Below are 22,468 nucleotides of genomic sequence, written 5' to 3' on the forward strand. Positions count from 1 at the left end.
CGGTGACCGCTCATTGCGGGGGAACGAAAGGGTGGGAATGGGAATTTACGGGGGCGAGTCGGTGCGTACACTGCCGGACATCCTGCGGGAGCACGCGGCTCGGATCGGCGGGAAGACCGCGTACCGGGACGACCGACGGGCCGTCACCTACGGGGAGTTGGAGCAACGCACCGCCCGAGTGGCGGGCCATTTGGTTCGGCTCGGGGTGCGGCGTGGGGACCGGGTCGCGATCCATCTGGGCAACCAGGTGGAGCTGGTGGAGACCTGGCTGGGGGTGCTGCGCGCCGGGGCGATCGGCGTGCTGCTCAACCCCACCGCTTCGGAAGAGGAGTTGGCGTACTTCCTCGACGACTGCGGTGCCGCGGCGGTGGTGAGTGAGGGACCGCTCGCCCAACTCGCCTCCGTGCAGCGGGTGATCGTCGTCGGACAGGACGACCCGACCGAGGGCGCGATCGCCTTCGAGAGCCTTGCCGGTACGGAGTCGGGTACGGCGCCCCGTGACGACCTCGATCTCGACGAGCCGGCCTGGATCCACTACACCTCCGGCACCACCGGACAGAGCAAGGGCGTTGTCTCCACGCAACGTTCGGGACTGTGGTCGGTGACGGCGGCCTACGTGCCGGCGTTCGGACTGGAGCAACAGGACCGACTGCTCTGGCCGTTGCCGATGTTCCACGCCCTCGGCCACTCCGTATGCCTGTTGGGCATCCTCTCGGTCGGTGCGACCGCACGGGTCCTCACCCCCGGCGCGAACGTCGCCGAGGCGCTGGCCGCCGAGCAGTTCACGATTCTGGGCGGGGTGCCCGCCACCTACCGCCTTCTGCTGGAGTCGCTGCGGGAGACCGCGCGTCCGGTGCCGCCCTCGCTGCGAGTGTGCGTGAGCGGAGGCGCACCCTGCTCCCCCGAGCTGCGATCCGAGGTCGAACTGACCCTGGCCGCACCCCTGTTGGACGGCTACGGCTCCACGGAGACCTGTGGCAAGATCGCGATCGAGCGTCTCGACGGCCCCCGCGACGATCCCTCGCGTGGCTTTCCGCTGCTGGTGCTGGACGTCAGGATCACCGATCCGTCCACCGGTGCCGAGATCGGCGAAGGGGACGAGGGCGAGATCTGGGTGCGCGGGCCCGGGCTGATGGCCGGCTACCACAACCGCCCGGACGCGACCGCCGAGGCGTTCACCGACGGCTGGTACCGCACCGGGGACCTCGGTCGACGCGACCCGAACGGTCATCTCCATGTCACCGGCCGGGTCAAGGAGTTGATCATCCGGGGCGGCGTGAACATCAACCCCGCCGAAGTGGAGCGGGTGCTGCTGGCCCGCCCCGACATCACCGACGCCGCTGTGGTCGGCCGACAGCACGATGTGCTGGGCGAAGTGCCGGTGGCGTTCGTCGTGCCCGGCCCGGACGGTGTCGACACGGCGCTGGCCCTCACCGCCTGCCGCGAACGGCTGTCCGGGTTCAAGGTGCCGGACGAGATCTACCCGACCGCGTCCCTCCCCCGTACCGCCTCCGGCAAGATCGCCCGGGCCGTACTCGCCGAGCAGCTGCCCGAGCGTCTCGCAGCGGAGCGTACGACCGCGTCGGCTGCCCTGCGCAAGCGGCTCGCGGCCGCGTCCGACGCCGTACTCGACCTGGTTCTCGAAGTGACGGCCCGGACTCTCGACATGGATCTGCGGGAGCTGGCCCCCGAAGTGCCGTTCAACGAACAGGGGTTGACCTCGCTCGGCGCTGTCCTGCTGCGCGACCGCCTGGGCACGGCGACCGGCCTCGCGCTGCCCGCGACGCTGGTGTTCGACCACCCCACGCCCGCCGCCGTGGCGACCCTGGTGCGCGAGGCGCTGCACGGCGACGGCCCCGCACGTACCACCGGAATCGGCCATGACGCCGAACCCGGAGAGCCGATCGCCATCGTGGCCATGGCCTGCCGCTACCCGGGCGGAGTCGAATCCCCGGAGGATCTATGGCAGTTGGTCTCCGACGGCACCGACGCGACCTCCGACTTCCCCGCCGACCGTGGCTGGAACGTTGCCGACCTCTACGACCCGGACCCCGACCAGCTCGGCAAGTCCGTCACGCGCCGGGGTGGATTCGTGGACCGCGCGGCCGACTTCGACGCGGCCTTCTTCACCATGTCGCCCCGCGAGGCCCTCGCCACCGACCCCCAGCAGCGACTACTCCTGGAGACCGGCTGGGAGTTGCTGGAGCGGGCGGGCATGGACCCCGCCGGTATGCGCGACAGCGACACCGGCGTCTTCGTCGGCGTCATGCACGCCACCTACGCGAGCCGTCTACTGCACCGCGGCGGCCACGAGTTGGAGGCGCACCTCGCCCTCGGTTCGGCGGGCAGCGTGGCCTCCGGCCGTATCGCCTACACGCTGGGGCTGCGCGGGCCCGCCGTGACGGTGGACACCGCGTGCTCGTCGTCGCTGGTCGCGATGCACTCGGCGGTACGGTCCCTGCGCGACGGGGAGTGCTCGCTCGCCGTGGCCGGCGGGGTCACGGTGATGGCCTCGCCCGGCCCGTTCATCGCGTTCAGCAGACTGCGCGGACTGGCCCCGGACGGCCGCTGCAAGCCCTTCTCGGCGGCGGCCGACGGCACCGCCTGGGGCGAGGGCGTCGGCCTGGTCCTGCTGGAACGGCTCTCCGACGCACAACGCAACGGCCATCCCGTACTCGCCGTGCTGCGCGGCTCGGCCGTCAACTCCGACGGCGCGTCCAACGGCCTCACCGCGCCCAACGGCCCTGCCCAGCAACGGGTGATCCGCTCGGCACTGGCCGACGCGGGACTGGCTCCGGCCGACATCGACACGGTGGAGGCCCACGGCACGGGCACCGCACTCGGCGACCCGATCGAGGCACACGCGCTCCTCGCGACCTACGGCCAGGAACACACCGCCCAACGCCCTCTGTGGCTCGGCTCGTTGAAGTCCAACCTCGGGCACACCCAGGCCGCGGCCGGAGTCGGCGGCGTCATCAAGACCGTGCTGGCGATGCACCACGACCGGCTCCCCCGCACACTCCACGCCGACGAACCGTCCCCGCACGTGGACTGGTCATCGGGCACCGTACGGCTGCTGACCCAGGACGAGGAGTGGCACCCCGAGCCCGGACGCCCGCGACGCGCGGCGGTGTCGGCGTTCGGCATCGGCGGGACCAACGCGCACGTAATCCTGGAGGAGCCCGAGGCGGCCGTAGCCGACGGACCGCCCCTTCGCCGCCCGGTGACACCCCCGCTGCTGCTCTCCGCCGCGAGCCCGGCGGCCCTGCGCGAACAGGCCGCCCGCACTGCCACCTTCCTGCGCGAGCACGCTGAACTCCCCCTGTCAGACGTGGCATTCACTTACGCCACCACCCGAGCAGCACTCCACCACCGAGCCACCGTCCCGACCGACGACCGTACGGCGACGCTGACCACCCTCGACACCCTGACGGCATCCGCCCCGCCACACACCAGCAACCCCTCCGCCCGCCTGGCACTGCTCTTCACCGGCCAAGGAGCCCAACGGACGGGCATGGGCAGCGAGTTGTATGCAACCTTCCCGGAGTTCGCGACCACCTTCGACGCCTTGTGCGCGCGCTTCGACGCGCACCTGGAGCGTCCGCTGCGCTCAGTTCTCTGGGATGCCGACGCGAGCGCGCTGCTGAACCGTACGGACTTCGCCCAGGCGGCCCTGTTCACCTTCGAGGTGTCCGTCTTCCGGTTGCTCGCATCCTGGGGCGTACGGCCGGAGTTCCTCGCCGGACACTCGGTCGGCGAGCTGGCGGCGGCCCACTGCGCGAGCGTGCTGTCCGAGGCGGACGCCGTCGAACTGGTCGCTGCGCGGGGGCGGTTGATGAGCGAGTTGCCAGAGGGCGGTGCCATGGTGGCACTCGACGCCACCGAGGCGGAGGTGACGTCCGAGCTGACCGACGGGGTCGCGATCGCGGCCGTGAACGGCCCCCGTGCGGTTGTCGTCTCCGGCGCGGAGGCGCCGGTCCTCGCGCTCGCGGAGCGGTTCGCCGTACGCGGCCGTCGTACCGTCCGGCTACGGGTCAGCCACGCCTTCCACTCCCCGCTCATGGAGCCGATGCTCGCCGAATTCGACCGTGTGGCACGCGAGTTGACGTACAGGGACCCCACCATCCCGGTGATGTCGGGCCTGACCGGGCTCCCGGCCACCGGAGACGAGCTGCGGTCGGCCGAGTACTGGGTACGGCATGCCCGTGAGGCCGTGCGGTTCGGGGACGCCGTGCACTGGCTGGCACACGAGGGACGGGTGACCGCGTTCACCGAGATCGGTCCGGACGCCCAGCTCACGGCCCAGGTCGCGGCGAGCCTGGCCGGGACCGGCAAGGAACTCCTCTTCACCCCGGCGGCCCGCCGAGACGGCGCCGAGGCGCGGACGGTGTTCGACGCACTCGGCCAACTCCACGTCCACGGTGTGCGGTTGGACTGGCGCCGTGTGTACGCGGACAGCGGTGCCCGACGGGTCGACGGGCTGCCGACCTATCCCTTCCAGCGGCAGCGCTACTGGCTGCCCGACACCGGTACGAACGCGACCGCCGGTACCGGACACCCGCTGCTCACCCAGACGGTCACGGTGCCGGGCACAGAACGCCTGCTGTGCACGGGCCGGTTGTCCGGGGCGGCCCAGCCATGGCTGCGCGATCACGTCGTGGGCGGCCACACTCTCGTACCTGGCGCCGCGTTCGCCGACCTCGTGCTGCACGCGGGCGACCTGTGCGGTCTCGCCGCATTGGAGGAACTCGCCCTGCTCAACCCGCTGTTCCTCCCCGAGGACGACGAAGCGGGCGTCCAACTCCAGGTGGTCCTGGGCGAGCCCGACGACTCCGGGCGTCGAAGCGCGGACGTGTATGCACGGCCCGAGGAATCCGGTGCGCTGGGCACTTGGACCCAGCACGCGACGGGTCGGCTCGGCCCGGGTGTCCTGGCCGACGCGGTCTCCCTCACGGCGTGGCCGCCGGCGGGTGCTACGCGGGTGGATCTCGCCGGTGCCTACGAGCGGGTGGCCGAGGCCGGGCTGGCATATGGTCCGGCGTTCCAAGGCGTCACGGCGTTGTGGCGGCGGGACGCTGAACTGTTCGCCGAGGTGCGCCCGTTGCCGGTCGCGGACGCCCGGCACCACATGCTCCACCCGGCCCTGCTGGACGCCGCCCTGCACCCGGGGCTCCTCGCCGAACCCCCGACCGGGGCACCCCGACTGCCGTTCGCCTGGCGGGGGTTGACCCTGCACGTCACGGGTGCGACGGCACTGCGCGTCCGGATGACGACGACCGGCCCGGACTCGATCACCCTCGACCTCGCCACTCCGACGGGCGCACCCGTGGCCCGGTTGGAGTCGATGACGACCCGCCCCGCACCGGAGATGGGGCCCACTCCGGCCGGAGAGCTGTACCGGCTGCGCTGGACGAGCGTTCCGAGCACCGGCGAGGCACCCACCGTAGCGATGTCGGAGACGGATGACCTGAACCTCGCCGCGTTCCTCGCCTCCGCCGACGACGAGTCGTCCTGGTCCGAGAAGACGCCGGAGTTGGTCGTGGCCTCCTTGTCGGCTCCCGGCGGCGCGAGCGCGGACCCGGCCGCCGCAGCGCACGAACTGACCGTGCGGGCAATGGAGTTGCTGCAAACACATCTCGCCGGTTCCGGGCGGCTGGCCGTGGTCACACGCGGCGCCGCCGAGGCCTCCCCCGACCTGCCCGCCGCCACGGTCTGGGGCCTGCTGCGGACCGCGCAGTCGGAGTACCCCGGGCGCCTCACCCTGGTGGACGTCGACGGCCGCCCCGAGTCACTACGACAGGTGTCCGCGGCCCTCGCCACCGGCGAACCCCAAATCGCCGTCCGCGAAGGCATGTTGAGTGTCCCCCGACTGGCGGCCGCACCCGGTTCCGCGACCAACGGCTCGCTCGGCGACGGCACCGTCCTCATCACCGGTGGCACCGGGTCCTTGGGGGCGATGCTGGCCCGGCACCTGGTCGACCGGCATGGAGTTCGGCGGCTCGTGCTCGTCAGCCGTCGAGGCGAACAGGCGCCGGGCGCACGGGAGTTGCGGGACGACCTCCAGCGGGCGGGCGCGCAGGTGGACCTCGTGGCCTGCGACATCGCCGAGCGGGACCAACTCGCCGCCGTAGTCGAGAGGTTCGGGCCCGACCTGACCGCCGTAGTGCACGCGGCCGGGGTGCTGCACGACGGCGTGCTGGCTTCGATGACACCCGAGCGACTGACGGCCGTACTGCGGCCGAAGGCCTACGCGGCCTGGCAGTTGCACGAGTTGACGAAGGATCTGCCACTGGCGCGGTTCGTGCTGTTCTCGTCGGCGGCCGGGCTGCTGGGCAACCCCGGTCAGGCCAACTACGCGGCGGCGAACTCGTTCCTGGACGCGCTCGCCCGCCATCGCGCCGAACTCGGCCTGCCCGCGCTGTCGTTGGTCTGGGGTGCGTGGGCCGACGACGAGGGTATGGCGGCTCGCAGCGGCCGGGTTCACGGCGGGCCGGTGCGTGCGGTCTCTCCTGAGCAGGCGTTCGCGCTCTTCGACGCCGCGCTCGGCAGCGGTGAACCGGTCCTCGCGCCACTGCCGTTGGACCGTTCGCCGAATGCCGTTCCGGCCGGGACCGTCGTCCCGCCGCCCCTGCGTGGGCTGTTCCGTGCGAACCGGCAGTCGGCCTCTTCCATCATCCCGGCGGAGGGTGTCGCCGGATCCTGGCGGGACCGGCTCGCGGCGCTGCCCGTGCCCGAGCGGCTACCCGCGCTGCGGGCGCTGATCCGGACCGAGGTGGCCGGTGTGCTCGGTCACACCGACGCCGACGCGGTCGACCGGGACTTCTCGGAACTGGGCCTCGACTCCTTGATGCGGGTCATGCTCTGCAACCGGCTGAGCCTGCTCACGGGGACACCCCTCGCGGTCACCGTGGCCTACGACTGGCCGGACACGGAGCAGCTCGCCGAGCATCTGTACGGCGAGCTGCGGGGCGGCCTGTCCGACGAGGTCTCCGTCGCGACCGTCCCGTCGCCGGTGGGGCCAGGGCAGCGCGGGCGCGGTGCCGGGCGGTCACTGCCGGCCCTGTACCGGAAGGTCTGCGAGACCGGTGATGTCGTATCGGCCATGCATCTCCTGGTGACCGCGTCCATCGGCGCGCCCGCGTTCGGTCCCGAGGAGGCTGCCCGGCACGCGCTGCCGCCGTTGCGGCTGGCCGCCGGTACCCGGGGGCCGGCCCTCGTCTGTGTTCCCGGTTTCGCCAGCAATCTGGGGCGCCCCTGGTACGCGGGGCTCGCCCCCTGTTTCGAGGGCGAGCGGGACGTCTTCGAGGTGCGGCACCCCGGGATCGACGACGGAGACGCGGTGGCACGGGACCTGGAGTCGCTGACGGAGGCACACGCCACGGCCGTAGGGGATCAACTCGGCGACCGGCGTTACGTGTTGGTCGGTCATTCCATGGGCGGTACGGCCGCCCACGCGCTCGCCACTCGGCTGGCGGACCTCGGTGCCGCCCCGGCCGGGCTGGTGCTGATCGACTCGTACCACGTCACTCCGGACCGGGAGGCCGAGCCGTGGCTGCTGTCCCTGCCGGCCCGGATTCCGCTGATGGCCGGCGAGACGTTCGACACGATGGTGGACGATCTGACGTTGCTGTCGCTGGGCGCGTACACCCGGATGTTCCGGGGGTGGCAGCCCGAGCCCGTCGAGGTGCCCACCCTGTTGGTGCGTGCCTCCGAGCCACTGGCGGACATGCCGCGGGAGTGGCGTTCGTCCTGGCCGGGTGCAGGGGACACGGTGGACACCGCCGGCACGCATCTCAGCGTGTTGGAGGAGGACGCCGCGACGACGGCCAAGGTCATCCGTGACTGGATCGACGCACCGGCGTAGTCCGGCACGAAACCCAATATCTACGTCGGCGACATGAGAAATGAAATTAACGACCGCACACGGCCGATCGCGCCGTGCTACTATTGATCTCAGTTGCAGTTGTGGTTGCCAAACCCTTCAGATGCCCGCACCGCCCTCCGGGACGGTGGAGCATTTTTTTGTGTGTCCGGTTTTATTCCGGCGGGGTGATCATCACGGCGACACGGAGTCCGCACACTGTGGGCTCCGGTGACCGCCCCGAAGGAGAACAAAATGGCTAGTGGCACCGTGAAGTGGTTCAACGCGGAAAAGGGTTTCGGCTTCATCGAGCAGGACGGTGGCGGCGCTGACGTCTTCGCCCACTACTCGAACATCGCCGCCCAGGGCTTCCGCGAGCTGCAGGAGGGTCAGAAGGTGACCTTCGACATCGCGCAGGGCCAGAAGGGCCCGACGGCCGAGAACATCGTTCCTGCGTAACGACGACGTTTACTTCGCAGCTGGGGCCCGCACCTTGGGGTGCGGGCCCCAGCTCGCTGCATTTCCCATGCTTTCGGCGATATTCCGCCGAAGCCACCGGCTCGTTCTTGCGATTCTCTGCGCCGTTCATTCACCGCGGGAATTCCTTGATACGTGCCATATCAAGGAAGGTTCCACATTTTGAACCGCGCACGTACGAATGACCGTTTCTCGCGAAAGCGTAATGGGAATCCGGAATCCGGAAAGAGCGGCGGCGGCTACCGCTCGGCAGCTCCGTCCGGCAACCGCGCCGGCGCGCCGCGCCGCTCCAAGGGCGGCGGTGGCCGACCGGTCGCCCTCCAGGGCGAGTTCGCGCTGCCGAAGACGGTCACCCCCGGCCTGCCCGCCGTGGAGTCGTTCGCCGAACTCGACATGCCCGCAAAGCTGTTGGCCGCGCTCGGTCACGAGGGCGTCACCGTCCCGTTCCCGATCCAGGCCACTACGCTCCCCAACTCCCTTGCCGGGCGCGACGTGCTCGGCCGCGGCCGCACCGGCTCCGGCAAGACCCTGGCCTTCGGCCTGGCGATGCTGGCGCGTACGGCGGGCCGCCGCGCCGAGCCGCGTCAGCCGCTCGCGCTCGTCCTCGTCCCCACCCGTGAGCTGGCCCAGCAGGTCACCGACGCGCTCACCCCGTACGCCCGCGCCGTGAGCGTGCGGATGACCACCGTCGTCGGCGGTATGTCGATCGGCCGTCAGGCCGGGGCACTGCGCGGTGGCGCGGAGGTCGTGGTCGCGACTCCGGGACGCCTCAAGGACCTCATCGAGCGCGGCGACTGCCGGCTCGACGGTGTCACCATCACCGTCCTCGACGAGGCCGACCAGATGGCCGACATGGGCTTCATGCCGCAGGTCACCGCGCTGCTCGACCAGGTGCAGCCGGGCGGACAGCGGATGCTGTTCTCGGCCACCCTGGACCGCAACGTGGACCTCCTGGTCCGCCGTTACCTGACCGACCCCGTCGTCCACTCCGTCGACCCCTCCGCGGGCGCGGTCACGACGATGGAGCACCACGTCCTGCACGTCCACGGCACGGACAAGCAGCGGGCGACCACCGAGATCGCGGCGCGCGAGGGCCGGGTCATCATGTTCCTGGACACCAAGCACGCGGTGGACCGGCTGGTGAAGCACCTGCTGAACAACGGTGTCCGTGCGGCCGGTCTGCACGGCGGCAAGTCCCAGCCGCAGCGCACCCGCACGCTCGCCCAGTTCAAGGACGGGCATGTGACGGCGCTGGTGGCGACCAACGTCGCGGCACGCGGCATCCACGTCGACAACCTCGACCTGGTCGTCAACGTCGACCCGCCCACCGACCCCAAGGACTATCTGCACCGCGGCGGCCGCACGGCCCGTGCGGGCGAGTCCGGCAGTGTCGTCACGCTGGTCACCCCCGACCAGCGCCGTGACTTCACCCGTCTGATGGTCGCGGCCGGCATCACCCCGGAGGTCACCTCCGTGCGCTCGGGCGAGGAGGAGCTGACCCGGATCACGGGCGCTCAGGCTCCGTCCGGCGTCCCGGTCGTCATCCAGGCCCCGGTCGTGGAGCGCGAGCGCACCCGTCGCCCGTCCTCCTCCTCGTCCCGGGGCCGTCGTGGCCGTCCGGCCGGCGAGGGTGGCCGGTCGTCCGCCGGTGGCGCCGCGCGGCGCAGCGGCGGCGCCAGCGGAAGCAGCAGCCGGGGACAGCGACGGTCGTCCTTCGGCCCTGCGGCCTGAGGACCAACTCGGCGCCTTCGGGCGCCCGTTCAGCCCGATCCTCCTTCTCTCTGTGAGGCAACATGCGCTGTGTCATCGCCCGGTATCCCTTCGACCTCACCAAGATGGGTGTCCTGGAGACGATGAAGGGCATCAAGCCCGAGCTGATCACGGGTGAGTCCGTGACCATCGGGCGGCGCCGCTACCCCGTCAAGCAGGTGGGGCAGGTCATCACCCGGCAGGACCCCCGTGACTTCAACAGCGGTGAGGTCGTCCGGGCCATGACCCGGCTCGGCTTCACCTGCCACGGCCTGCCCGAGGCGGCGCCCGTGCACGAGCTCACGCCGTTCGAGAACGCGTCGGCGCTGCTGGGCAGCGGCGCGGCCCAGGACGTGTCGGAAACCGTGTAGAAGTACCACCAGTACAGCCGAGAGGGACCCCTGGGCGCAGGCTGCGGCACCCCTACGGAACGAGCGGATGAACAGCGGGTTAGCATATGAGCGCCGTCTAGCTCGAAAGAGAAACCTGTGCCTGTCAACGAGGACTCGTTCACCAACTGGAAGACCCGCGAGGAGATCGCGGAGTCGATGATCCCGATGATCGGGAAGCTGCATCGCGAGCGGGACGTCACGGTCCTGCTGCACAGCCGCTCCCTGGTCAACAAGTCGGTGGTCAGCATCCTCAAGACCCACCGGTTCGCCCGCCAGATCGACGGCGAGGAACTCTCCGTCACCGAGACCCTGCCGTATCTGCGCGCCCTCACCGTGCTCGACCTGGGCCCCTCGCAGATCGACATCGGCATGCTCGCCGCGACCCACCGGAGCGACGAACGCGGCTTGTCCGCCGAGGAGTTCACCGCCGAGGCCGTCGCCGGTGCCACCGGCGCCAACAAGATCGAGAGCCGGGAGGGCCGCGACGTCGTCCTCTACGGCTTCGGTCGCATCGGCCGCCTGGTCGCGCGCCTGCTCATCGAGAAGGCCGGCTCGGGCAACGGGCTGCGGCTGCGCGCCATCGTCGTACGGCGGGGTGGGGGGCGGGCCGAAGAAGATCTCGTGAAGCGGGCCTCGCTGCTCCGTCGCGACTCGATCCACGGCCAGTTCCAGGGCACGATCACCGTCGACGAGGCGAACGGCACGATCATCGCCAACGGCAACGAGATCAAGGTGATCTACGCGGGCGACCCGTCGGAGGTCGACTACACGGCGTACGGCATCAAGAACGCCATCCTCATCGACAACACGGGCAAGTGGCGTGACCGCGAAGGACTTTCGCAGCATCTGCGGCCCGGCATCGACAAGGTCGTGCTGACCGCGCCCGGCAAGGACGACGTCCCCAACATCGTGCACGGCGTCAACCACGACACCATCAAGCCGGACGAGCGGATCCTGTCCTGCGCGTCCTGCACCACCAACGCGATCGTGCCGCCCCTCAAGGCGATGGCCGACGAGTACGGTGTGCTGCGCGGCCATGTGGAGACCGTCCACTCGTTCACCAACGACCAGAACCTGCTGGACAATTACCACAAGGCCGACCGGCGCGGCCGTTCGGCGCCGCTGAACATGGTCATCACCGAGACCGGGGCCGCCTCCGCCGTCGCGAAGGCGCTGCCCGACCTCAAGGCGCCGATCACCGGCAGCTCGATCCGGGTCCCGGTGCCGGACGTGTCGATCGCCATCCTCAGCCTGCGCCTGGGCCGCGAGACCACCCGCGCCGAGGTCCTCGACTACCTGCGTGACGTGTCGCTGACATCCCCGCTGAAACGGCAGATCGACTTCACCACCGCCCCCGACGCGGTGTCCAGCGACTTCATGGGCTCGCGCCACGCCTCGATCATCGACGCCGGCGCCACCAAGGTCGACGGCGACAACGCGATCCTCTACCTCTGGTACGACAACGAGTTCGGCTACTCCTGCCAGGTCGTCCGGGTCGTCCAGCATGTCTCCGGGGTCGAGTATCCGACCTACCCCGCACCGGCTGTCTGACGTCCTCTGCCCCGGCACGCGAACGTGTGACGGCCCGGCCTCCCCCAAGTGCGGGCGGCCGGGCCGTCGTTGTCACCGACGTGCGCTGTGTCAGCGTGTACTGCGCTTGCCTCGGTACAGCACGACGAATCCGGCGACGAGCAGCAGCGCGCCGGCCACCGCGGGCCACAGGTTCGCGCCGGTCTCCGCCAGCCCGCCCTGCGCCTGCGGTTGGTTCGGGCCTACGACGCCGTAGCTCTCCCCGCCCGAGGACGAGGCGGGCGGTGTCGTCACGGCGCTGCCGACCTCGCCGCCCGAGCCGTCGTCCGAACTCCCCTGCGTCTCGGACGACTTGGAGCCTTCGGTCTTCGTGTCCGCCTTGGGGATCGAGACGGCGGTCGTCAGGTCACCGGGGTCGGTGCTCTGGGTGTCGGTGGGCTCGGGGGCGTTGGTCTCGGTGTCCGGGGCGCTCGTCGCGGGATCCGCGCTGACCTGGCCACCGTTGTCGCCGTTCCCGCCGTTGTCACCATTCCCGGCGTTGCCGCCGTTGTCGCCGTTCCCCTCGTTGCCGCCGTTCCCGGCGGGCTCGTCGGACGCGGTGTCCGTGGGCGCCGCCGTAGCGGTGTCGGTGGCCGACGGGGACTCCTGCGGCTCACCCGAACCGCCACCCGAACCCGAGCCGCCACCGGAGCCGGAGCCGTCGCCCGAGCCGCCGGGGTCGTTGTTCGTCCCGGCGCCGCACTTCTCGCCGTCGTTGATGCAGGTGACCATGTCCTTCATCAGGCCCTCGTCGAAGACGTTGATGAAGTCGCCGTGGTCCGTGACCGGCTTGTGCTGCTGCTCGGGGAAGGAGTCCACCGCGAACAGCGGGGTCGTCTTGCCGCCGTCCTGGAGGCTCGGCGCGTCGACGTCGTAGACGATCCGCTGGACCAGCTGCGGGATGGCCTCGAAGCCCGTCGGGCAGGAGCCGTCGGCGGCCTCGAAGGCCACGTGGGTACGGTGGTTGGCGCTGTCGATGTTGCGGCCGTCCCAGCAGCTCTGGAACTTGAAGGTGCGCACCACGTCGCTGCCGGCCGGGCAGAGCGGGTACTTGTCCTTGAGCTGCCGGTCCTCGAACCCGGTGCAGCTCCAGGAGGCGTTGGCGTTGGCCGGGCCGTTCACGAAGGCCTTGGCGTCGCCGGTGATGATGCGCAGGAGGCGCGGCATCGCGACGACCTTGCTCTTCGGGTTGCCCACGAAGGTCAGCGTGGCCGCCTTGGCCGTGACGATCTGCCCGGAGTTGCCCTCGGTGCCGCCGCCGGGCTTGTCCGCGTCCCGCTCCTGCTTGCCGTTCTGGAGGCGCAACACGGGCCAGTAGTACGTGGACTTGTCGCCCGGGTTCTCACAGCTCGTGTTCGCCTTCGCCAGGTCGTCGTCGCTGGCGAACGCGTTGTTGGACTGGTTGCCGATGTAGTCGTGGAAGTGGTGGGCGCCGTTGGTGACACCGGGGGCGACGATCACGTTGTCCGAGTTGAACAGGCCGTTCTCGTTCACGCCACACGCGGTGACGAACGTGCCGCGGGAGGCGTCGGCCTGGTCCTGCGGGGTGTTCACGTTGGGCTGTACGGAGGTGATGTCCGCGTAGTCCGAGGCGACCGGCCCATTGGCGACCGGCTGGTTGCCCTGGCCGCCGGCACTGGCACTGGCGCTCGCGCTCGCACTGGCGCTCTGGTCGTCGCCGTTGCCGTTGCCGTTCCCGTCGCCGCCCTGGTCACCGTTCTCGTTCGTGGGGGCGATCAGAGTGCAGCCGGCGAGCGCGTCGAGTCCCTCCGGGCGGTCGCCGACACGGTCGATGGCGTCGTCGATCCGGCTGATCGTCGCGGCCCGCTTCTCTTTCAACGGATTCATGATCGCGTTGTCGGCGAAGGAGGCGTCCTGGCGTATGGACTCCGTCGAGTCCCTCAGTTTCTGGTAGGCCTCGGTTATCTGCTGGTCCAGAAGCGCGAGTTGGGCGTCGACCTCGGTCTTCGCCTCGTCCGGGACCGTCGTCAACTGGGTGCCGATGTCCGGGCAGTCGATCGTGGCGGCGTCCGACGCCGCGTCCGGAGACCCTTGTTGGGCGGAATCACCACCCCAGCCTTCGGACGCCGACGCGTAGACGTTCGCCGCCACCAGTCCTCCGCCGCCCAGCATCAGGGCGACTGCTGCCATCGTCGCGCGTCGTGCGCCCGTGGGGCGTCTGCGCGTGTTGCGTGCCAAGGAAGTTGCTCCTACACGTATCGGTCGGCCCGGATCGTCCCGGCATGGAAATCCCCCGTTCCAATACGGAGCCGGATGCCGGTGTGTTCAACCGTCCCAAAAATTCATAGCGACCTCATATGGATCACCCGGCTCGGCGGGCTCATGAGCCCGGGACACGTTTGGGAGAGGTAAAGGTCACAAAAACGTATCGGACATATCGCGCTTCAACCTTCACACGAGGCACACACGTTGGCTAAGTTGACGCTCAGACCGTACGACCTACTCCGGCGATCAGCGCCGGGCCGCACGGTTTGCGCCGAATCCGGTGTGTCGCTCGCGACAGCCGGAACCGGGGACCCAACCGACTTGGGGTGAATCGGCCCAACTGCCCGTCCGGGCAAGGGTCGTAGGGCAATCCTTCCGTGATCGGCCGCCCGAACCCGACAGCTAACCCGGTAGGCGCGATACGGAAGGAGCACGTCTGCCATGCCGGCAGAACGACGTACGCGCACCGGAGGCAGTGGCCCCACCGTGGACGACCGACCCAGCCGTGACGAAGTGCAGCGGCGGATCAACTCCCTTTACGACAGGGCCGAGACAGCCACCGGAAACTACAACGCCACGCGCAAGATGTCCGGGGGTCCGCGTCAGCGCGTCGAGCCCCGTCCTGGCGCGTCGCGTCCTTCCGACCCCGCTCTCGACGCCGTCACCAAGCAGTGGTTCGACCGGGCCCGTGCCCAACTCGGCCCGACCGTACCGGCGGTCCTGCCGCCGGGCAGGACTCCCGCGCGTCCGGCGGCACCCCGTTCCGAGCGGTCCGAACGACGCCCCGAGACCGAGGGCGGCGGCCGAGCGCTCGAAGCGCCGCCCGGCCGCGCCGTGGCCGAACTGACCGCAGGCACTTCTGCGCCGGCGCTCGCCACCCCGCAACTCGCCTCCCCGGTAGCGGAGTTGACTGCTCTGCCGGTCGCCGCGCTGCCGCCCGCCGCGCCGCAGGCACCCCAGATGCAGCAGATGGCTCAGATGCCGCAGGCGACCGTCCTCGACCTGCCGCCCGTGCCTGCCATCGAAGTACCGCCCGCACCCGTCGTGGAACCGCAGCAACTCACCCTCGCGGCCGCCGCCCCGGCGCCGGTCTTCGACCCGCTCACCGCGGACCTGGAGCTGCTCCCGTACATCGCGGCGCCGCGCACCGAATCGGCCCCAACGGGTGCCACCTGGCCGCCCGCGCAGACCAACTGGCCCACCCCGGAGACGACTTGGTCGACCGGGTCCATGCCGATGGTCCCGGAGCCGCAGGCGTGGTCGACCGGCCAGATGCCCGTCGTGCCCGAACAACAGGCGTGGGCCACGGGCCAGATGCCGATCGTGCCCGAACAACAGGCTTGGGCCACCGGGCAGATGCCCGTCATCCCCGAGCAGCAGGCCTGGTCCACAGGCCAGATGCCCATCGTCCCTGAGCAACCAGCTTGGTCCACGGGGCAGATGCCGATCGCGCCCGAGCAACCAGCTTGGTCCACCGGCCAGATGCCGATCGTCCCCGAGCAACAGGCATGGTCCACCGGCCAGATGCCCATGGTGACCGAGCAGCGGACCTCGTACGCCACGCCGGAGCCGGACTGGCGTCCGCCGCGGCAGGAGTGGCAGCCGACCCCGCCCGCCGCCGAGGTCTCCTTCGCCGCGGCCCCGGCCGTCGCTCCCGAGTTCACCCTGCCCACGGCTCCGACGATGGCCCCGGAGATCATTCTTCCCCCGGCGCCGACCATCAGCCCGGCGCCCGCGGCAGCCGTACCGCAGGACCCCAGCACGCTCAGCAAGACCAGCACCGCGCTCGCCTTCGCCCGCGCACAGATCGGCAGGCCCTGCCTGTGGGGCGCGGCGGGACCGGACGCGTACGACTGCTCCAGCCTCACCCAGGCCGCCTGGAAGGCCGCCGGCGTCCTCCTCCCGCGCACCGCTCAGGAACAGTCCGGCGCCGGCGCCCTCGTCCCGCTCACGGACATCCGCCCCGGTGACCTGATCTTCTTCCACGACAGCATCGACCACGTCGGCCTCTACACCGGCAACGGCCTGATGATCCACGCGCCGAGCCCGGGGACGCCGATACGCGAGGAGTCGATCTTCTACGCCGGTGCCGCCGCCATCCGGGGCGCCGTACGGCCCGCCTGATCCGATCAGGGCCGGGCATTTCCCGGCCCTGACCGCACACCCCGCGACACTCCCGGCCAACCGCGTCGTCGGCCTGTACAAGTGGTGCATCCTGGGACACGGTCGTAGCGTCGACAGAGACACGACGACCGTGCCCCGGCAGGCGGGCCCACCGCCGGTGCGGGGCGACGAGGACGAAGAGGCGGCCGGGAGCGGACATGTACAAACACACCATGGTGGGAGTCGTCACGCTCTGTGCCGCCGCCCTGCTCGCGCCGGCCGTCGGCACCTCGTCCGCGGCCACGGCGGACCCCACGCCGACCGCCTCGTCCCGGCAGCCCCAAAGTCCCGTGCTCGTCGACTGTCTGTGGCACCCCGAGGTGCGCCCCACCGACTTCATGCTCGCCTGCGGCGACGGCAACAGCCGCCTCACGTCGCTGCGTTGGACGTCCTGGAACGCCAACTCCGCCACGGCCACGGGCGTCAACGTGGTGAACGACTGCAAGCCCTACTGCGCGGTCGGCAAGTTCCACTCGTATCCGGTCGCCGTGCGGCTCGACACCTCGCAGACCTGGAAGCGGCACCCGCAGGTACGGCAGTACGGCGAGATCACCCTGACGTACCCCGGCGCGAGGCCGGACAAGTTCCAGCACACGGTGACCTACCCCCTCTGGAACTGACTCAGAGCGCCAGCTCCACCACCAGCGGCCGGTGATCCGAGATCGCCGTCCTCGGCACGTCCACCGCCCCTACGGCGTCCACGCCGAGCCCGTTCAGCAGGATGTGGTCGAGCTGGACGAGCGGGCGGTGCGAGGGGAAGGTCGCCTGACGGGCGGACCCTCGCCAGACCCGCCGCGAGGTCGCGTTGAGCGTGGCCCGGGGCAGCGCGCCGATCAGGTTGAAGTCGCCCATCAGGACCTGGGGTTGGGGCAGATCGGCGATCCAGCGGCGCACGGTGCGCAGTTGCCCGAGGTTCCACCCCGGCACGAACGAGAGATGGACGGCCACGACGGTGAACGGGCCGTGCGGCCCTTCCAGTACGGCGGCCAGGGCGGCCCGCGGCTGATCCCGGGCCAGCACCGGAGCGGCCCGCCCGGCCACCCGCAACGGCATGCCGAAGGGCGCCGGCGGAAGCCGTAGCGCCCGCCACTCGTGGACCGGGAGCCGGGACAGCAACGCCACTCCGTGCGAAGAGACTTCGGGCTGCCTCTCGGGACCGTAGACGCGCATCCCGGGCTCGGCCGGGTCGGGGACCCAGCCCCGGCCGGGTACGGAACGGCAGTGCAGCGCCGTCGCGTAGCGCCAGTCGCGTGCGCCCATCGCGGCGGCGGCGACGGCGGCCTGATCGACACCGCCCGACCGCTCCTGGAGACAGTCGATCTCCTGGAGTGCCACCACGTCCGCGTCCAGGCCCGCGACGGCCTCGGCGAGGGGTCCCGAGGGATCGCCGGGGGCAGCGGTCTCCGGCCGGCCGTCCGGCCCGATCCGCTGACCGTGCAGCACGTTGAACGTCGCGCATCTCACCAGTAACTCACCCATGGTCAGGCCGCATTGTACGGAGCCCGCCCCGGCGAGCGGACGGCAACCTCCGAGGACGACACGCCCCGGCCCACTCGGCTCCCGTTGCCGCACCCCGGCCGTCGGCTACGCTGACCGTTTCCAAAACACGGGCGGCGGGGGCATGTTCACCAAACGACTGATAGCGGGCGGACTCACAGCACTTCTGATCGGAGCGCTCAACGCATGCGGGACCGGTGACAGTTCGGGTTCCACGTCCAGCGTGGTCCAGAGCGGTGCGAGCACCACCGCGCCGAAGGCCCAGCCCACCCCCGACACCGTGACCGGCCTCCGCGATGCGGTCCGGCACCTCGCCGGACAGACGACGAAGGCCACTCGGCCGCACACCGTGACCAAGTGCACGCCCGCCACCAAGAAGGTGCAGCACAAGTCCAGTTCGGGGTCGGGCACCAAGAAGAAGACCCGCACCTGGACCACCACGGAGCAGTACCGCAAGTGCGCGAAGGTGCGCAGCGGCACCGAGACGTACACCCGGACCGTCCGCAAGGAACGCTGGTGCGTGAGCCTGGACGACGTCGGCGGCAACACGGCCAAGGACGACGTCTGGTACCAGGTCACGCGCGCCGCCTACGACGAGGTGCGCGGTGCGGACGAGCACGCGCGCGTGGAGTTCACTCCGACCGGTTCGGGCTGCTGAGACCGGGTTCCGGCGACGCGCGGCCGTAACGAATTACGAATCGGGGGCCTGTACTTCGAGTCTTTTCGCGATCACAGACGTACCTGCGGTCATGGGCGCCCAGCGCCGACCCGCCACGTCACCGACTCGGAGAACAGGCACCCCATGAACGCATCCGCACCGCACGACCCCGCCGCCGACGGAACCGCCCAGATCGGCGTCACCGGCCTCGGCGTGATGGGCCGCAACCTCGCGCGCAACTTCGCCCGCAACGGCTACACGGTGGCCGTCCACAACCGGTCGCCGCACCGCACCCACGAGTTGATGAAGGAGTACGGCGACGAGGGCGCCTTCGTCCCGGCCGAGACGGCACAGGAGTTCGTGGCCGCGCTCGAAAAGCCCCGCCGCCTGATGATCATGGTGCAGGCCGGTCCGGCCACCGATGCCGTGATCGACGAGTTCGCCGCGCTCATGGAGCCCGGCGACATGATCATCGACGGCGGCAACGCCCACTTCGCCGACACCCGCCGCCGCGAGGCCGCCCTGCGCGAGCAGGGCCTGCACTTCGTCGGCGCCGGTGTCTCCGGCGGCGAGGAGGGCGCGCTGAACGGGCCCTCCATCATGCCCGGCGGTTCGGCGGAGTCGTACGCCGTGCTGGGCCCGATGTTCGAGTCCGTGAGCGCGAAGGTCGACGGCGAGCCCTGTTCCACGCACATCGGGACCGACGGCGCCGGGCACTTCGTCAAGATGGTGCACAACGGCATCGAGTACGCCGACATGCAGCTCATCGCCGAGGCGTACGACCTGCTGCGCCAGGTCGGCGGCTACAGCCCGGCCGAGATCGCGGAGATCTTCCGGCGCTGGAACGAGGGGCGGCTCGGTTCCTATCTGATCGAGATCACCGCCGAGGTCCTCGCCCACACCGACGCGGAGACCGGCAAGCCGTTCGTCGACATCGTCACCGACGCGGCCGGCCAGAAGGGCACCGGGCGCTGGACCGTGCAGACCGCGCTGGAGCTGGGTTCGCCGGTCACCGCGATCGCGCAGGCCACCTTCGCCCGCGCCTCGTCCAGCCAGGGCGACCTGCGCGCGGCCTACCGCGGCCTGCCCGGCGGCACCACTCCCCCGCTGAGCCGCACCGAGGCCGACCGGTTCACCGCCCAGGTCGAGCAGGCGCTGTACGCCTCGAAGGTCATCGCCTACGACCAGGGCTGGAAGATGATCCAGGACGCGGCGACCGAGTTCGACTGGTCGATCGACCTCGCCGCGGTCGCCGGGATCTGGCGCGGCGGCTGCATCATCCGCGCCTCCTTCCTCGACCGCATCCGCGCCGCGTACACGACGGACCCGGGGCTGGTCAGCCTGCTGGGCGAGGAGAGTTTCGCGCGGGAGATCGGCGACGCGCAGGTCCCCTGGCGCGAGGTCGTCGCCTCCGCGGCCCGCCGCGGCATCCCCGTCCCGGCGTTCTCCGCCGCGCTGTCGCACTACGACACGCTGCGCGCCGACCGGCTGCCGGCGGCCCTGCTCCAGGGGCAGCGCGACTTCTTCGGCGCGCACACCTACGGCCGCACGGACCGCACCGGCATGTTCCACACGCACTGGTCCCGCCCCGGCCGCCCGGAGACGACGGCCTGAGTCACCCCGCCAGGAGGGCCCTCCCGCGTGGTTCGCGGGAGGGCCCTCCTGCCTATGCGACGGGCGGTGCCGTGCTGTCGCGTATGACGAGTTTCGTGGGCACCAGCGTGGTGCCGTGTTCGTCGCCGCGGTCCCGCATCCGCCGTAGGACACCCTCGACGCACAGGCGGCCGACCTCGGCGAAGTCCTGGTGGACGGTGGTCAGTGGCGGCAGGAAGGAACCGGCCTCCGGGATGTCGTCGAAGCCGATGACACTGACGTCCTCGGGGATGCGCCGACCGCGCTCGTGCAGGGCCCGCAGCAGACCCAGTGCCATCTGGTCGTTGGCCGCGAACACGGCCGTACAGTCGGCCTGTTGGGCGAGTTCCAGGCCCACGCGGTAGCCGGACTCCGCGGACCAGTCGCCGCGTACGACGGGGGGCACGGACCGCCCCGCGTCGGCGAGTTCGGCGCTCCAGGCGTCGGCGCGGCGCTGGGCGGCGAAGGACTCCTCGGGGCCCGCCAGGTGCCAGACCGTGCGGTGGCCGAGGTCGAGGAGGTGGCGTACGGCGGCCCGGGCGCCGCCGTTCTGGTCGGTGTCGACCACGCTGTAGCGGTCGCCCGCGTCGGAGTCGGCGACCACGACCTGGACGTGCGGCGGCAGGGAGATGGTCGCCGCGTCCAGGAGGTGGACCTCCATGATGGCGATGACCGCGTCGACGGCGAGTTCGCCCAGCCGGGAGAACGCGCCGCGCACCTCGTCCTGGGTGGGCACCGCGACCGGCAGCAGCGTGACGGCGTAGCCCTCGTGCGCGGCGGAGGTGGCGATCGCCTCCAGGGTGCGCATGTTGCCGGTGGTCGAGAGGTTGAAGGTGATCACGCCGATGGTGCGGAACTCGCCGCGTTTCAGCGCCCGGGCCGCGCTGTTGGGCCGGTAGCCCAACTCCTTCATGGCGGCGAGGACTTGCTGCCGCGTCTCCTCGTTGACGCCCGCGAAGCCGTTCGACACGCGGGAGACGGTCTGTGACGACACGCCGGCGACGCGCGCGACATCCGCCATGGACGCGCTCGGGGCGCGTCTCGACGACCGTTTCCCGCTGCGTCTGCGTGGCTTCTCCGTACCGCCCGAGGCACCGTCCACTGTGTCCACCTGTATCCCTCACATATCGATCCGATCGCCTCGGCCGTGTTTCCCCAAACGACCCTTGACCACCGACATTGGGGCAGTGTAGACATGCCGCCATCAGATGTTTACGTAAACATAACAGGCCGGGGCCGTTCCGGACCGTGCTGTTTACGCGACATCGCGACGGCGTGTGACGCCGGTTCCGAGATGGACGAGCGAGGAACTACATGACGACGCTTCAACCCCCTGCGGCCGCGACTCGGCCTCCTACCAGGCCGTCGGCGAAACGGGACCGACGATCCTGGACCGGATGGGGTTTCATCGGACCCTTCGCGGTGGTCTTCGCCTTCGTCTTCCTGGCTCCGATCGCGTACTCGATCTATCTCAGCCTCTTCCGCGACCAGCTCATCGGCGGCAATCACTTCGTCGGCCTGGACAACTACACGCAGGCCTTCCAGGACGACCAGTTCTGGTCCTCCCTGGAGCGGGTCTCGCTGTTCCTGGTGATCCAGGTGCCGATCATGCTCGGCATCGCCCTGTTCGTGGCGCTCGCCCTGGACAGCGGCCGGCTCTTCGGCCGGGACTTCTTCCGGATCTCGATCTTCCTGCCGTACGCCGTGCCCGCCGTGGTGGCCACCCTGATGTGGGGCTTCATGTACGGCACCCAGTTCGGTCTGGTCGGTGACATCAACAGCGCGTTCGACGTCACGCTGCCCGACCCGCTCTCCGCGCACCTGGTGCTGGCGTCGATCGGCAACATCGTGACCTGGGAGTTCGTCGGCTACAACATGCTGATCTTCTACTCGGCGCTGCGGGTCATCCCGACCTCGCTGTACGAGGCGGCGGAGATCGACGGTGCCGGGCAGTTCCGCGTCATCACGGCCATCAAGCTCCCCGCGATCCGCGGCGCCCTGGTCATCGCGACGATCTTCTCGATCATCGGCAGCTTCCAGCTCTTCAACGAGCCGAGCATCCTGCGACCGCTGGCACGCAACGCGATCACGACGGACTACACGCCGAACTTCTACACGTACTCACTGTCCTTCAACGGACAGCAGCACAACTACTCAGCGGCGGTCGCCATCATCATGGGGCTGATCACCATGATCATCGCGTACGTCGTGCAGCTCCGCGGCATGCGCAAGGGAGCCTGAGCC

General features: G+C 70.4%; 13 protein-coding genes and 1 riboswitch. Of the genes, 10 read left to right on the forward strand and 3 right to left on the reverse strand.

From position 1 onward, the window contains the following. The first annotated feature begins 61 nt into the window (after positions 1-61). The 5 genes from ACIBK4_RS11515 (at position 62) to ACIBK4_RS11535 (ending at position 12,030) form a co-directional block, all read left to right on the forward strand. Positions 62-7,864, forward strand: coding sequence for an SDR family NAD(P)-dependent oxidoreductase (locus ACIBK4_RS11515; protein WP_398994428.1), 7,803 nt, complete (start codon positions 62-64; stop codon positions 7,862-7,864). A gap of 252 nt (positions 7,865-8,116) precedes the next feature. Then, entirely contained in the window at positions 8,117-8,320 is a 204-nt protein-coding gene (locus ACIBK4_RS11520; protein ID WP_019056860.1) for a cold-shock protein, read from the forward strand. 180 nt (positions 8,321-8,500) lie between these two features. Further along, positions 8,501-10,069 carry a DEAD/DEAH box helicase gene (locus ACIBK4_RS11525; RefSeq protein WP_398994429.1) on the forward strand — a complete coding sequence of 523 codons (1,569 nt, stop codon included), beginning with the start codon at positions 8,501-8,503 and terminating at the stop codon, positions 10,067-10,069. A 62-nt stretch (positions 10,070-10,131) separates the two neighbouring features. Beyond that, on the forward strand, positions 10,132-10,458 hold the full coding sequence (locus ACIBK4_RS11530) for an SCO5918 family protein (protein ID WP_366437420.1): 327 nt from the start codon (positions 10,132-10,134) through the stop codon (positions 10,456-10,458). Positions 10,459-10,575: 117 nt separating this feature from the next. Continuing rightward, positions 10,576-12,030, forward strand: coding sequence for a glyceraldehyde-3-phosphate dehydrogenase (locus tag ACIBK4_RS11535; RefSeq protein WP_398994430.1), 1,455 nt, complete (start codon positions 10,576-10,578; stop codon positions 12,028-12,030). A 90-nt stretch (positions 12,031-12,120) separates the two neighbouring features. On the opposite strand, the gene ACIBK4_RS11540 is transcribed toward ACIBK4_RS11535, so the two are convergent. Beyond that, positions 12,121-14,199 (reverse strand): DUF1996 domain-containing protein, encoded by a 2,079-nt coding sequence (locus ACIBK4_RS11540; protein WP_398995037.1) that lies wholly within the window; start codon positions 14,197-14,199, stop codon positions 12,121-12,123. Positions 14,200-14,533: 334 nt separating this feature from the next. After that, positions 14,534-14,707: riboswitch (cyclic di-AMP (ydaO/yuaA leader) on the forward strand. 8 nt (positions 14,708-14,715) lie between these two features. Here ACIBK4_RS11540 and ACIBK4_RS11545 point away from each other — a divergent pair. Together ACIBK4_RS11545 and ACIBK4_RS11550 are read left to right on the forward strand one after the other, a co-directional pair. Beyond that, a complete protein-coding gene (locus ACIBK4_RS11545) occupies positions 14,716-16,398 on the forward strand; it encodes an NlpC/P60 family protein (RefSeq protein ID WP_398994431.1) in 1,683 nt (560 codons plus the stop codon). Positions 16,399-16,595: 197 nt separating this feature from the next. After that, positions 16,596-17,057: a hypothetical protein gene (locus tag ACIBK4_RS11550; protein ID WP_398994432.1), complete on the forward strand. Its 462-nt coding sequence runs from the start codon at positions 16,596-16,598 to the stop codon at positions 17,055-17,057. A gap of 1 nt (position 17,058) precedes the next feature. Here ACIBK4_RS11550 and ACIBK4_RS11555 read toward each other — a convergent pair whose 3' ends face one another. After that, on the reverse strand, positions 17,059-17,916 hold the full coding sequence (locus ACIBK4_RS11555; RefSeq protein WP_398994433.1) for an endonuclease/exonuclease/phosphatase family protein: 858 nt from the start codon (positions 17,914-17,916) through the stop codon (positions 17,059-17,061). Positions 17,917-18,058: 142 nt separating this feature from the next. Between ACIBK4_RS11555 and ACIBK4_RS11560 the strand changes: the two genes are divergently transcribed. Then, positions 18,059-18,592 carry a hypothetical protein gene (locus ACIBK4_RS11560; protein WP_398994434.1) on the forward strand — a complete coding sequence of 178 codons (534 nt, stop codon included), beginning with the start codon at positions 18,059-18,061 and terminating at the stop codon, positions 18,590-18,592. A 144-nt stretch (positions 18,593-18,736) separates the two neighbouring features. After that, a complete protein-coding gene (gene gndA / locus ACIBK4_RS11565; protein ID WP_398994435.1) occupies positions 18,737-20,206 on the forward strand; it encodes an NADP-dependent phosphogluconate dehydrogenase in 1,470 nt (489 codons plus the stop codon). 52 nt (positions 20,207-20,258) lie between these two features. On the opposite strand, the gene ACIBK4_RS11570 is transcribed toward gndA, so the two are convergent. Then, positions 20,259-21,245, reverse strand: a complete 987-nt coding sequence (locus tag ACIBK4_RS11570; protein WP_398995038.1) for a LacI family DNA-binding transcriptional regulator — start codon at positions 21,243-21,245, stop codon at positions 20,259-20,261. Between the two features lie 293 nt (positions 21,246-21,538). On the opposite strand from ACIBK4_RS11570, the gene ACIBK4_RS11575 reads away from it, so the two are divergent. Continuing rightward, positions 21,539-22,465, forward strand: a complete 927-nt coding sequence (locus ACIBK4_RS11575; protein WP_318021014.1) for a sugar ABC transporter permease — start codon at positions 21,539-21,541, stop codon at positions 22,463-22,465. Positions 22,466-22,468 lie beyond the last annotated feature (3 nt).

Origin of the sequence: Streptomyces sp. NPDC050528 (genome assembly GCF_044457795.1) — a bacterium.
Classification (GTDB): Bacteria; Actinomycetota; Actinomycetes; order Streptomycetales; family Streptomycetaceae; genus Streptomyces.

Excerpts from the sequence above, each read along its gene's own strand:
- ACIBK4_RS11520 (WP_019056860.1), top strand. The coding sequence starts at position 8,117 with ATGGCTAGTGGCACCGTGAAGTGGTTCAACGCGGAAAAGGGTTTCGGC.
- ACIBK4_RS11550 (WP_398994432.1), top strand. The coding sequence starts at position 16,596 with ATGTACAAACACACCATGGTGGGAGTCGTCACGCTCTGTGCCGCCGCC.
- ACIBK4_RS11530 (WP_366437420.1), top strand. The coding sequence starts at position 10,132 with ATGCGCTGTGTCATCGCCCGGTATCCCTTCGACCTCACCAAGATGGGT.
- gndA (WP_398994435.1), top strand. The coding sequence starts at position 18,737 with ATGAACGCATCCGCACCGCACGACCCCGCCGCCGACGGAACCGCCCAG.
- ACIBK4_RS11570 (WP_398995038.1), bottom strand. The coding sequence starts at position 21,245 with ATGGCGGATGTCGCGCGCGTCGCCGGCGTGTCGTCACAGACCGTCTCC.
- ACIBK4_RS11575 (WP_318021014.1), top strand. The coding sequence starts at position 21,539 with ATGACGACGCTTCAACCCCCTGCGGCCGCGACTCGGCCTCCTACCAGG.
- ACIBK4_RS11555 (WP_398994433.1), bottom strand. The coding sequence starts at position 17,916 with ATGGGTGAGTTACTGGTGAGATGCGCGACGTTCAACGTGCTGCACGGT.
- ACIBK4_RS11560 (WP_398994434.1), top strand. The coding sequence starts at position 18,059 with ATGTTCACCAAACGACTGATAGCGGGCGGACTCACAGCACTTCTGATC.
- ACIBK4_RS11540 (WP_398995037.1), bottom strand. The coding sequence starts at position 14,199 with ATGGCAGCAGTCGCCCTGATGCTGGGCGGCGGAGGACTGGTGGCGGCG.
- ACIBK4_RS11545 (WP_398994431.1), top strand. The coding sequence starts at position 14,716 with ATGCCGGCAGAACGACGTACGCGCACCGGAGGCAGTGGCCCCACCGTG.